Genomic DNA, 12,284 nt, shown 5'->3' on the forward strand with positions numbered 1-12,284 from the left:
ACGTAGCAAGATTTTCGAGGGAGGAATGAGCAATCATTCCTCCCTTGTTTTATGTGATATAGAATTTCGGACCCCGTCGCTGCGCGTGCCTCGCGCACCGGGGAGCCAATATAAAGTGATAAACGGGTGCGCCCGAAGGACCGGTTATGAAGTTTCTCGATGAAGCCAAGATTTATGTGCGCAGTGGCCGTGGCGGTGCCGGTTCGGTCAGCTTCCGCCGTGAAAAATATATCGAGTATGGCGGGCCGGACGGCGGCGATGGCGGTCGGGGTGGCGACATCATCCTCGAGGCGGTCGAGAACCTGAACACCCTGATCGATTTCCGTTATCAGCAGCACTTCAAGGCCGAAGTCGGCATGCATGGCATGGGCCGACAGCGTACTGGCCGTTCGGGCAAATCCATCACCATCAAAGTCCCGGTCGGAACGCAAGTCCTTGCCGAAGACCGCGAAACCCTGATTGTTGATATGATCGAACCCGGTCAGACCTACATGCTCTGCCGCGGTGGCGATGGCGGCCGTGGTAACACGCATTTCAAATCCTCGACCAACCAGGCACCGCGTCGTGCCGAAGAAGGCTGGCCGGCAGAGGAAATGTGGGTCTGGCTGCGCCTGAAGCTGATCGCCGATGCCGGTCTTGTTGGTCTGCCGAATGCTGGCAAGTCGACCTTCCTTGCCGCATCCTCGCATGCGCGCCCGAAAATTGCCGATTATCCCTTCACCACCCTGCATCCGCAGTTGGGTGTGGTGAATGTCGATGATCATGAATTTGTTCTGGCCGATATTCCCGGCCTGATCGAAGGCGCATCCGAAGGCAAGGGCATCGGCACGCGCTTCCTTGGTCATATCGAACGCTGCGAAGTTCTGGTCCATCTGATCGACTGCGGCGAAGAAGATCCGGTCGCGACCTATAAGACGGTGCGTGAAGAACTTGAAGGCTACGCCGAGGAACTGGTCGAAAAGCCCGAAATCGTTGTTCTGTCCAAGGCCGATCAGCTCCTGCCCGAAATGGTCGAGGAGCAGCGCCAGATCCTTGAAAAGGGTATCGGCAAAAAGGTCTATGTCGTGTCCGGCGTGACCCAGCAGGGCTTGAAGGAAATCCATCGCGAAATCCGCGCCTATATTGATGGGGAGCGTGAACGCCGTGCGAGGGAAGGCCGCGAAGAAGAGGGCTTCCAGCCGTGACAAGCAATGCCCTGGCGGATGCGAAGCGCCTGATCATCAAGGTGGGCTCGGCCCTGCTGGTGGATGAAAATACCGGCAAGCTGCGTCGTGCCTGGCTTGAAGCATTGGCCGATGATATCGCCCTTCTGCGCGAACGCGGGGTCGAGGTGATTGTGGTCTCCAGTGGTGCGATCGCCCTTGGTCGTCGGTTGCTCGGCCTTGATCACCGCACGATCAGTCTGGCCGACAAACAGGCCGCCGCCGCCACCGGGCAAATCAGCCTGTCACAAGTCTGGCAAGAGGCCCTTGGCCGCAATGGCCTGACCATGGCACAGGTGCTGGTCACACTTGAGGACATGGAAGGCCGTCGTCGCTACCTGAATGCCCGCGGGACGCTGAATGCCCTGCTTGGCCGTGGCGCCATTCCGCTGATCAATGAAAACGATACCGTTGCGACCGAGGAAATCCGCTTTGGCGACAATGATCGCTTGGGGGCCAAGGTCGCGCACATGATTTCGGCCGATACGCTGGTTCTGCTTTCGGACATCGATGGTCTTTATACCGCCGATCCGCGCAAGAACCCGGATGCCGAACTGATCCCTGAAGTCCGCGAACTGACGCCCGAGATTTTCGATATGGCCGGTGTTGCGCCGACCATGTATAGCTCCGGCGGGATGGTGACCAAACTTCAGGCCGCCGAAATCGCCATGAAGGCCGGGTGCCGCATGATCATTGCGCGCGGCACCATCTATCATCCGCTCAAAGCCCAGCTTGAAGGCGCACCCAATACCGTCTTCCTGCCGAGCGAAAGTCCTTTGGCGGCACGTCGTCACTGGATTGCGACCTCGCTCAAGGCGTCAGGAGCCATCATTGTCGATGCCGGTGCGGCAAAGGCTCTGGCGGCGGGCAAGAACCTTCTGGCGGCCGGAATAACCGGCGTTGATGGCCGGTTCAAGCATGGGGATGCTGTGCGGGTGCTGGGGCCTGACGGGGCGCAGATCGCGCGCGGCATCACATCTTATGGCGCGGAAGAAACCCGGCTTCTGATGGGCCATGCATCGGCTGATATCGAAGCCACCCTTGGTTTTACCCGCGGTAACGCCATCATTCATTCCGATGATCTGGTGCTGGTCGAGGGCTAGGCGCAAGCGCTGCACAATTTCAGCAGACCCAAAGGGGACGTTCGTGTCCCTTTTTTTGCGTCTGCGAACCAATCATAAAAAAGGCTGGCCTCCGGAATACAGAGGACAGCCTTTTTTGCGGTGGCACTATGGTCCGGATATGCGGACTTAGGCAGCCTGATCGGCAAGGGCACGGGCCATCTGGCTCAGTGCTTCCTGATGCTTCTCGTGCTTGATGCTTGCAAAGTTACGTGCAAGTTCAAGGCACATACGCTGACGCGCATTGAGCTCGGTTTCCTGATTGCCTTCCAGGCCTTCATAGAAATAGCTTACCGGAACGCCCAGCACCTGAGAGATTTCGTAAAGACGACCAGCAGAGATGCGGTTAATGCCGCGCTCGTATTTGTGAGCCTGCTGATAGGTAACGCCAATCAGGTCCGCCATCTGCTGCTGGGAAAGGCCCAGCATGATGCGACGTTCGCGGATGCGCTGACCAACATAACGGTCAGTGTCTGTGGCGCGGTTTGCGCGTTTCGGTTCTTCGGTTTGTGTGTTCTCAGTCATGTTATAATCCGTTATCAACCGCCAGTTATTATTCCCCACTTCGGATGCTGTCGGGTTCGTTGTTTTTCCCGATATGTCACACCCATCGCGGCACCTTTCAGGCACTGCGATTTTGATGACCTGTACCTGAACATTGGTCAGATAATCATTACAGCTTTCCGCCAGAAGCTAGCTATATAGGTCAATCGAGCTGTCTTTGTCTAGTGCAGAAGGCGAAAAAAAAGACGTTCGTTTCTACGCTGTCTGGTTTGTGATGAAGCGCATAGCTGGCATGCGCAGACTGAATGACCGGCGGTTGCAAAAGGTTTTCCTGAGGTAGGATCTGACCCAGAAGCTGGGTCCAGAATGCTGCACTGCCCACAAGATCATGGGGTTGCAGCCACGCGCCACCACCCTGCGCAATTTTTTCAACAGGTGAAAATTGCGTCAGTTGCTCGATCCCGATCCCGGCAGGACCATCGGTTCCACTGCTCGCAGTTTCGGTCCTGCGGGCCGGGAGCATGGAAATCGGTGTGATCGCGGTCATGTGTTTTTCGGTTTATTGGGTCATTGTTGCCTGTGTATTTCGGGACTCCGTGGGTTTTGGTCTGTGGTCATGGCAATCACCCGGCAAAAATTGCCGCCTTTCGGCGGTGCCGGGCGTTCTGAAAGTGTTAACGAAAAATTTATGCAGGATTGGTGCCGGACGGCTTGGGCGTTCGGCGGGGCATTGTTTGCCGCCCGGCCAAACATCTGATGCGGGCATGAAAAAAGGCGAAGTGCGCTATGGCAGCTTCGCCTTTTTGATCTCAGTGCCCGGGATGCGGGCCGGGGGCCTTATTTGCCGGACTTGCCACCGGCAAGGTTGTTAAGCTGCGCCTGCATGGCTTCAAGCTGGCTTTTCAGCTCATCCAATGACGCATCTGATTTCGCAGCACCGGGTGCTGTTGGCTTTTTCGGGCCTTCGCCGGTCGGCTCACCATTTTCATCCTGCATGAAGGGCGAGAACATCTTCATCGTCTGTTCAAACAGCGCGATGTTCTGTTTGTTCATTTCCTCGAACTGGCCAAACGGGAACATGCCCTGCATGGTGCCCTGCATATATTCGCGCATCTGTTCCTGATTATGGCCAAAGGCGCGCATTGCCTGTTCAAGGTAGCTCGGCACCAGCCCCTGAAGGCTGTCGCCATAAAAACCGATCAATTGGCGCAGGAAGCTGATCGGCAGAAGGTTCTGCCCCTTGTTTTCTTCCTCGACAATAATCTGGGTAAGGACCGGACGGGTGATGTCTTCACCCGATTTCGCGTCATAGACAACAAAGTCGGTATTGTCTTTGACCATCTGCGAAAGGTGATCAAGCGTCACATAGGAACTGGTCGCCGTGTTATAGAGGCGGCGGTTCGCATATTTCTTGATAACGATGCGGTCCTGATCATCTGATTTCTTGTTGGTCATGGCGTCTTTCCTGCTTCCCTGTTTCCCGGACGTATGTCTGGCGAACCTTCTGGTGGTGTCGTTCCACCTGCTTTGCGCCCCGGCAATTCACATTGTTGCGTTTACGATGTTGCGCAGCATTTTCGATTTTGCATTCGCTCAGAAGACTGTGAGAGTGCCGCGAATTTTCCAATGTGTCCAGTATTCAACGCGAAGTGCAGTGCGAAAAACAACTTTGGATACCGTTTGTTGCGCCACAGCACGGGAATTCGTTTTCCCGCGCCCCTCAACCTCCTATAGTGGTCGCCAACAGATATGCGTCGCATCTGGGAACAATACTGGGAACAATAAGGGTATCGCCGATGGCCAAGGCTACGAACGACCCCGACCAATCACAAACCACAGGGGCTTCGTCATCAGACGCCGATGACGAACGGCTTGACCAACTTGCCCGGCAGTTTCTTGAACTCTGGCGCCAACAGGTCGCCGCAACGGCTGATGGCGCCCATGCCGCCAGTGCCATCGGACGTCTCTATGCATCCCTTGGTGCCGATACCACTCGCATGGGCGAAGGCTTTGAAGCCTGGGGCAAGTTGATCGGTCAAATGGCGATGGGCCAACATCCGGCCGCCGGGCCCGGAAATCCAATCAACAACCCGATGGGCGATGCCATGGCAGCCGCCAACCCGTTGCAGGCGATGATGGATCAGATGGCCAAGGCCGCACGCGAACTGCCCGCATCGCCGTTCGCAGGCATGCCGTTTGCGCCAGATATGTCGGCGATGGCCGGTATGGCCGGGATGACGCCCAAACCAGACACGGCAAAAGCCGAACCGGATGCTGCCGGTAATGCTGCCGGTGATGCGGATGGACAGACATCCGATAAAGACAGCGCACAAACATCCGCCGCAGATGAAGCCAACAAGACTTCCAAAACCAAACGTGCTGCAAAAAATGCTGCAAAGGGGCAGGGGAAGAATGATCAGTCCGCCAAAACAAAAGCCGCTTCCGCCAAAACGCGAAAATCAGAGGCGGGCGGGGCCAAGACCGCTTCCGATGCATCTGGCAGTCGAGATGACGAGCTGGCTCAGCTCGCGCGCCGCATTGCCGATCTTTCTGAAACAATTGCTGCCCTGGAAGCCGGAACTGAAGGATCAGGCGGAAAGTCTTCTGGCTGAGCTTGAGGCCTATCACCCCGATGATGTCGCCCAGGCGCTTGATCGGGTCGCCTTTGATCGCCACGCTGGGTTCCATGACGGGGTGCGCGCCTATCAACGCCATCCCTATCGCCGCCCGCGTGATCAGGACCGCAAAGATATCCCGACCGTCTGGGAAGAGGGATCGACACGGGTATATGATTATGGCGCGACTTCTGACAACAAGGCGGCAAAAACCGGCGAAGTCGTCCTGCTTGTGCCGTCGCTGGTCAATCGCGGCTATATCCTTGACCTCAATGAGAAGCGAAGCTTTGCGCGCTATCTCGCCAAATGCGGCTATCGTCCGCTTCTGGTCGAATGGGGCTATCCCGGCATGGATGAAGCCAACTTTGGCCTTGATGATTATGTTGCCGGCCGTCTGGTCACCATCCTTCAGGATGTCGCCGATATAAATGGCGGGCCGGTGCCGGTGGTGGGCTATTGCATGGGCGGGGTTGTTGCCCTTGCGGCGACACTTCTCGATCCGGCACAGGTCTCAAAGCTTGTCCTGCTGGCAACCCCTTGGGACTTCATGGCCGCCGGTCCGACCCAGTCACGCATTGCTGCGGCCTTTGCGCCCTCGCTGCCGCAAATGCTGGCAATCCATGACACTTTGCCCGTGGACGTGCTGCAAAGCCTGTTTGCCAGCCTCGATCCCTTCATGATGGGTGAAAAATTCCGGCGTTTTCAGGCCATGGCAATGGATTCAACCAAAGCACAGGATTTTGTCGCCCTTGAAGACTGGCTCAATGACGGCGTGCCCTTGCCGCGACGGGTCGCGGTCGATTGCCTGATTGGCTGGTATGTCGAAAACCGCCCGGCCAAGGGCCAGTGGCAGATTGACGGCATTGATATCAATCCGGCGGACTTGTCCTGCCCTGTGTTGGCCGTGATCCCGGAAAATGACCGCATCGTCCCACCCGAAAGCGCGCAGGCGCTGTTTGATGCCTGCCCCGAAGATCTCCGCAACGAACTTCATCCATCCGCCGGCCACATCGGCATGATGGTCGGATCGCGCGCGGAAAAATCGACGTGGAAACCGCTGGTCGACTGGCTGGCGAAAAAGAACTAGTGCACCCGCGTTACTCCGCACTTTCGGTGGCAAGTTGGGCGCGCTCCGGCGCCCAGCGCAGGGTCAGGCGCGCCAGAAGGGCGATGATGATCAGGGTCAGGATGACCCGCCCCACCAGCACCACCCAGATATCCGCACCAAGTGCGAGCATGATCGCCGTATCCTCAATGAGGGAATGTGACAGCGACAACCAGCTGAGCGACAGGAAAAGGGTGCGTTTGGGGTAATTGTTCTTGCGCGCCTCATCAATGATCAGCGCCCCGCCATAGGTAATGCCGAGTAACACACCGATGGTGGTCACTGGTGCCACATCACGCGAAATGCCCGAAATCCGCAGGACCGGCATCATGGCCTGTGTGATGCGCGCCGTGATTCCGGTTTTCTCCAGGATATCCAGCAGGATCAACAAGCCGACAATCACGCCAAAGGTCACCACAAGCGATTTGACCACCTGAATGGACCAATCCATCCACGCGGCCAGCCCGCTGGTAGCGGCGGTCGCAGCTTCACTGCCGACCATCCAGGAAAAATCAACCGGCTCGGACAGCCATCCGGTCAAATCGCTCAGCCAAGTCACCAATGCGGCATATCCGATCGCGGCACCCACGCGAAGGGCGGTGGTTGCCCAAAAACTCGCCCCGGCCCGTTTGACAATAGCCTGTTCCACCGGCAGGCCGTGGGCAAACAGCATCATCGCACACAGCGCACTAAGTTGTGCCGCGGTCATATCAAGGTGTGCTGCCAGCCCGATAAAGGCCCCGACTGCGCCATACATGCTGACCAACACACATGTCGCCCAGATCAACCCGGCCTCCGGCGGCAGCCCAATCAGCGCCATGACCGGCGCCAGCCAGTTGGAAACCAGTTCAACCGCGCCGAATTCCTCGGCAATGCGGACAATTACCATCACGGGCAACATCACCTTGATCAGGGTGATGAACAGTTTCTGGCTGCGGTTGATCAGGTCAAAGGCATAGCGATGCATGGGGCGGCAATCCGATTAGGTGTCGAGGGTGTCGAGCGTGTTTAGATCGTCGGTGGTGTGCGCATGTAAGGTCGTTCAAGGCCGCGATCATGCCACGGGTTTTTGATTTTTGTGCAGCGTATTTACGCATCTTCATGCAATATGAAGGCGTTATTAAGCTGATTGGCGCGGTGGAGTTGCGTAATATGTCCGAACTGGATCAGATCGATACCAAAATCCTGCGCCAGTTGCAGGAAAACGCCGGTATACCCAATGCCGAACTGGCAGATCGTATCGGCCTGTCGCCCTCGGCCTGTTTGCGGCGTGTGACGAAGTTACGCCAATCAGGGGTGATTCGCAAAACCGTGGCGGTGATTGACCCGGCCCAGGTCGGACGTCCGCTGGGTGCCGTGATCAATCTTGAATTTCATCGCCACGGCAATCAGTACCGCCAGGACTTCATCCGCAAGGTCCGTAAACTTGATGCCGTACGCCAATGCCATGTCGTCACCGGCGAAGTCACCGGGGTGATGATTTTGCACATGCGCGACATGGCGGAATATACCGCCCTTTGCGAAACCCTGTTTGATGCCGATGACAACATCGTCTGGTACCGCACCTATATCATCACCGAAACGCTGAAGGATGAATTCGGACCGGCGATCTAGCCCCAACGTGAATGTCATTGGTCGATATGATCAAGATCATGGACGCGCCAACCGGATCGCGATAGTTTTTGGCTTATGAACAAGCTGCTCCATATTTTCATGACCCTGTGTTTGCTCAGCGCCTCGGTCGCGGGCATGACACATATATCTGCTATATCTGCCTCGGCCTCCGCAATGCCGATGTCAGGGGCCGGCATGTCTCATGGAACCATGGAACAGATGATGGCGGATTGCGATGATTGCGCGGCGTCGCCACAGGTGGCCGATGCCTGCGATATCATCTGCGCTGTTCCGGCCGTGATTGCCCGCAAGGAACCGCTGGCAAACCTCCTTTCGGACAAGCAGCTTCATATCCTGCCCGTGGCCCATCGTGCGGCCGGCATTACGCAACGCCCGGAAATCGCCCCGCCGCGCCTTCTTTCCTGACCCGACCCGGTCTGTATCGGCATTGCCCAAAGACCGGCCAAGTGCGCACGCCCTGACGAAGGTGCTGCGCGCCAACCATTCCGGCATGTGCAATGCCGGGAAACTGTCATCTGTCAGGAAAGTCATCCTCATGAAGAACCTTTCCACTTTGCGCCCGTCACGGCGCCGTTTCTTGCAAACGCTGGGTGCCGGTGGCGTCACCGCCGCGGCCCTGTCTGCCGGTCTGCCCGCCATGATTCCGGGCTTCGGGCGCGGCATGGCCCACGCCGTTGAGACCGGGGGCGTCCAGCAAGTGACCGCCGCACCCGCCACGGCCCGCCTTATCCCCGGGGGTGCCATGTCAACACCAGTATGGGCGTTTAACGGCACGGTGCCGGGCTCGCTTTTGCGCGTTAAACAGGGCGAAGACGTCCATGTCCGCTTTGAAAATCAGCTTGCGGAGCCCAGCAGCATCCACTGGCACGGGGTCCGTGTTCCCAATGCCATGGATGGGGTGCCCGGCCTGACCCAAAAGCCGGTCGCACCGGGCGACACGTTCGATTACCGCTTTAACGCCCGGGATGCCGGGACCTATTGGTATCATCCGCATATCAATTCACCGACCCAGCTTGCCCGCGGCCTCTATGGTGCCCTGATCGTCGAGGAGGCCGATCCGATCAGCGTCGATCGGGAATTTATCTGGCTGATCGATGACTGGCGTCTTGGGGAAAATGGCGAAATCGATCCGGTGTTTAACGCCGGGCACGATGTTGGTCATGCCGGGCGGCTGGGCGGGCTTGTCACCATCAATGGTGTGGCAAATCCCGATATTTCGGTGCGCCCCGGCGAACGGATCAGGTTGCGCATGATCAACACGGCCAATGCGCGGGTTTTTGCCATCGATTTTGCGGGTTTGGCACCGCATCTGATTGCCCTTGATGGTCATCCGGTCACTCCGCATGTGCCGGACCTGCCGGTCTTTTTGTTCGCACCGGGCATGCGGGCTGATTTTATTGTTGATGTCCCACCCGATGCCAGTGGCCTGTTTTCCCTGATCGACCGTTTTTATGACGGGCTTGAAAACCCGTTGGCAAGCCTGCGGGTTGCGGGGAATCCGGTGCGCGGTGATATCGCGCAAACCAGCATGACCCTGCCCGATAACCCGTTGCCCGAACCCGATCTGCAAAATGCCCGGCGCGAACAGTTGCTTTATACCGGCGGCATGATGGGCGGTGGTGTGCTGCGTCATCTTGTCGAAACCGGCAAAATTGATGCCGGCTTCCTTGGGGAAGTGCGCGGCATGGCGCAATCAATGATGGGCATGATGACCGGCGGCGGTATCTGGATGGTCAATGGCCGCGATCCCGAACGGGATGAACTTGGCCCGCTCTTTTCACTCGGCCGCGGGGAAAGCTGTGTCGTGACCGTCACCAATGCCACGGCCTGGTATCACCCGATCCACTTGCATGGTCATGCCTTCCGTGTGCTTTCACGCGACGGGCAACCGACCCGTTATCAGGAATGGCAGGATACCGTCCTTCTTGCCCCGGCAGAACAGGCCGAAATCGCGTTTGTTGCCGACAATCCCGGCGACTGGATGCTTCATTGCCACATTCTCGAACACAAATTCGGCGGCATGTCCGGCTTCATCCGGACCGCCTGACCGCCCCAATGCTGCAATCGAAAAACGACAGGATCAAAACCATGAAACGTTTCTTTGCATTTATGCTGACCCTTGGTCTCGCAACGATGAGTTTGACCGGCCACAGCCACGCCAATCCCTTGCAGGCAAAAGTCTACAAGGATCCCAATTGCGGCTGCTGTGCGATCTATGCCGATTATCTTGTCGCGCGGGACTATGAGGTCGAAGTGATCGAAAGCGATCAGGTTGTTCAGATGTCACGCATGATGGGAATTCCCGAAGAAATGCAGGGCTGTCATCTGACCATGATCGAAGGCTATGCCATTTCCGGGCATGTCCCGTTAGAAACCATCGACCGCATTTTGGCAGAACGGCCTGAGGCCAAGGCATATACCCTGCCGGGCATGCCGATGGGCTCGCCGGGTATGGGCGGCGTCAAGAATGCCCCGTTCGAAGTCTATCAGATCAAGGACAGCACCGCCGAGGTCTACGACATCCGCTAACCGCCTGTAAGGCCCGGCCCCGACGATGGGGCCGGGCCTTATAAGTCGAAATTATGCATGACATTGCCCTTAAAGTTGCGCACAGGGCTTGCGATCTCGCCGCTATAGGCACACACTCTATGTATCGCCTGCTGGGAGTCCTTTGATGCTCCTCGCTTGCAAGTTGTACATATTCGACTGACCCGAAAGTGGTAGGTATCAGCGCTTGGAAATTTGCTGCGGCGCGGTAAGATTGAGGCAGGATCTGAGCAAGGCTCGTAACGACCTTCGCCCGATCTTTGGAAACGTAATCAGGATTAATCGGAGGATCTCATGACCGACGTCGTAATTGTGGGTGCCGCACGGACACCAATCGGCGCATTCAGTGGCACGCTGGCCAATACACCGGCGCACGATCTGGGTGCTATTGCCATCAAGGCTGCACTCGAACGCGCAGGTGTCGAAGGCGATGCTGTTGACGAAGTGATCCTTGGTCAGGTCCTGGCAGGTGGTCAGGGTCAGAACCCGGCACGCCAGGCCGCCATTGGTGCTGGCATTTCTGATCGTACAACCGCGTTTCTGATCAACCAGGTTTGTGGCTCGGGGCTTCGTACCGTTGCCCTTGCAGCCCAGCAGATCATGACCGGGGATGCCAATATCGTCGTTGCCGGTGGTCAGGAAAACATGTCGCTTTCGACCCATGTCGCGCATCTGCGCGCCGGGCACAAAATGGGCGATGTAAAATTCATCGACAGCATGATCAAGGACGGCCTGTGGTGTGCCTTTAACGGTTATCACATGGGCAACACCGCTGAAAACATTGCCAAGAAATGGGGCATTTCGCGAGAAGAGCAGGATGAATTCGCCGCTGCCTCCCAGAACAAGGCCGAGGCCGCCCAGAAAGCCGGTCGTTTCAACGATGAAATCGCCCCGGTAACCATCGCGCATCGCAAGGGTGAAACCATCTTTGATGCCGATGAATATCCGCGTCACGGCGCCACCGTCGACGGCATGGCCAAACTCCGCCCGGCCTTTGATAAGGAAGGCACGGTGACGGCTGGTAACGCATCGGGCATCAATGATGGCGCGGCCGCCCTTGTCGTTATGTCGGCGGCTGAGGCATCCAAGCGTGGCCTGACCCCGCTTGCGACAATCAAAAGCTGGGCGACGGCGGGTGTTGATCCGGCAATCATGGGTTCCGGCCCGATCCCGGCCTCGAAAAAGGCGCTTGAAAAGGCCGGCTGGTCGGCCGCCGACCTTGACCTGATCGAAGCCAACGAAGCCTTTGCCGCCCAGGCGATTGCGGTTAACCGCGACATGGGATGGGATACCGATAAGGTTAACGTCAATGGTGGTGCGATTGCACTTGGCCATCCGATCGGCGCATCCGGCGCCCGTGTGTTCACCACATTGCTGCATGAAATGCAGAAACGCGATGCCAAAAAAGGTCTGGCGACGCTCTGCATTGGTGGCGGTATGGGGGTTGCGCTTTGCGTTGAACGCTAAGCGACCTTTTGCCGGAAAATAACATATGCGGGGCGTCCTCTTGATGGGGATGCCCCGTTTGCATTGATGCAGAATTTGCTGCAGTGCG

General features: G+C 57.4%; 13 protein-coding genes. 9 read left to right on the forward strand and 4 right to left on the reverse strand.

What is annotated here, in order from left to right:
• Positions 1-146 precede the first annotated feature (146 nt).
• Both obgE and proB read left to right on the forward strand, forming a co-directional pair.
• The gene (gene obgE, locus DY252_RS05000) at positions 147-1,184 is read left to right on the forward strand and encodes a GTPase ObgE (protein WP_064787401.1); all 1,038 of its coding nucleotides are present in this window, start codon (positions 147-149) and stop codon (positions 1,182-1,184) included.
• Positions 1,181-2,305 (forward strand): glutamate 5-kinase, encoded by a 1,125-nt coding sequence (gene proB, locus DY252_RS05005; RefSeq protein WP_008889411.1) that lies wholly within the window; start codon positions 1,181-1,183, stop codon positions 2,303-2,305. Before obgE ends, proB begins: the two co-directional genes overlap by 4 nt.
• A 147-nt stretch (positions 2,306-2,452) precedes the next feature.
• Here proB and DY252_RS05010 read toward each other — a convergent pair whose 3' ends face one another.
• The 3 genes from DY252_RS05010 to phaR all read right to left on the reverse strand — a co-directional run bounded on the left by DY252_RS05010 (position 2,453) and on the right by phaR (position 4,282).
• Positions 2,453-2,848: a helix-turn-helix domain-containing protein gene (locus DY252_RS05010; protein ID WP_008889412.1), complete on the reverse strand. Its 396-nt coding sequence runs from the start codon at positions 2,846-2,848 to the stop codon at positions 2,453-2,455.
• A gap of 181 nt (positions 2,849-3,029) precedes the next feature.
• Positions 3,030-3,374 carry a hypothetical protein gene (locus DY252_RS05015; RefSeq protein ID WP_064787400.1) on the reverse strand — a complete coding sequence of 115 codons (345 nt, stop codon included), beginning with the start codon at positions 3,372-3,374 and terminating at the stop codon, positions 3,030-3,032.
• 290 nt (positions 3,375-3,664) lie between these two features.
• Positions 3,665-4,282: a polyhydroxyalkanoate synthesis repressor PhaR gene (phaR, locus tag DY252_RS05020; protein ID WP_008889414.1), complete on the reverse strand. Its 618-nt coding sequence runs from the start codon at positions 4,280-4,282 to the stop codon at positions 3,665-3,667.
• Between the two features lie 341 nt (positions 4,283-4,623).
• Between phaR and DY252_RS05025 the strand changes: the two genes are divergently transcribed.
• The gene (locus DY252_RS05025) at positions 4,624-5,439 is read left to right on the forward strand and encodes a hypothetical protein (RefSeq protein WP_082923329.1); all 816 of its coding nucleotides are present in this window, start codon (positions 4,624-4,626) and stop codon (positions 5,437-5,439) included.
• Positions 5,336-6,529 (forward strand): alpha/beta fold hydrolase, encoded by a 1,194-nt coding sequence (locus DY252_RS05030; protein ID WP_231959612.1) that lies wholly within the window; start codon positions 5,336-5,338, stop codon positions 6,527-6,529. The genes DY252_RS05025 and DY252_RS05030 overlap by 104 nt, the downstream gene beginning before the upstream one ends.
• Before the next feature lie 10 nt (positions 6,530-6,539).
• Here the strand turns inward: DY252_RS05030 and DY252_RS05035 are convergent, their stop codons facing one another.
• On the reverse strand, positions 6,540-7,514 hold the full coding sequence (locus DY252_RS05035; protein ID WP_064787398.1) for a nucleoside recognition domain-containing protein: 975 nt from the start codon (positions 7,512-7,514) through the stop codon (positions 6,540-6,542).
• A gap of 185 nt (positions 7,515-7,699) precedes the next feature.
• Between DY252_RS05035 and DY252_RS05040 the strand changes: the two genes are divergently transcribed.
• The 5 genes from DY252_RS05040 to DY252_RS05060 all read left to right on the forward strand — a co-directional run bounded on the left by DY252_RS05040 (position 7,700) and on the right by DY252_RS05060 (position 12,196).
• A complete protein-coding gene (locus tag DY252_RS05040) occupies positions 7,700-8,161 on the forward strand; it encodes an Lrp/AsnC family transcriptional regulator (RefSeq protein WP_064788226.1) in 462 nt (153 codons plus the stop codon).
• A 195-nt stretch (positions 8,162-8,356) separates the two neighbouring features.
• A complete protein-coding gene (locus DY252_RS05045) occupies positions 8,357-8,587 on the forward strand; it encodes a hypothetical protein (RefSeq protein ID WP_040822757.1) in 231 nt (76 codons plus the stop codon).
• 130 nt (positions 8,588-8,717) lie between these two features.
• On the forward strand, positions 8,718-10,229 hold the full coding sequence (locus DY252_RS05050) for a multicopper oxidase family protein (protein ID WP_008889424.1): 1,512 nt from the start codon (positions 8,718-8,720) through the stop codon (positions 10,227-10,229).
• 41 nt (positions 10,230-10,270) lie between these two features.
• Positions 10,271-10,711 (forward strand): DUF411 domain-containing protein, encoded by a 441-nt coding sequence (locus DY252_RS05055; RefSeq protein ID WP_008889425.1) that lies wholly within the window; start codon positions 10,271-10,273, stop codon positions 10,709-10,711.
• Positions 10,712-11,023: 312 nt separating this feature from the next.
• A complete protein-coding gene (locus DY252_RS05060; protein WP_008889426.1) occupies positions 11,024-12,196 on the forward strand; it encodes an acetyl-CoA C-acetyltransferase in 1,173 nt (390 codons plus the stop codon).
• The last annotated feature ends 88 nt before the right edge of the window (positions 12,197-12,284 follow it).

Source organism: Thalassospira indica (genome assembly GCF_003403095.1).
Lineage (GTDB): Bacteria > Pseudomonadota > Alphaproteobacteria > Rhodospirillales > Thalassospiraceae > Thalassospira > Thalassospira indica.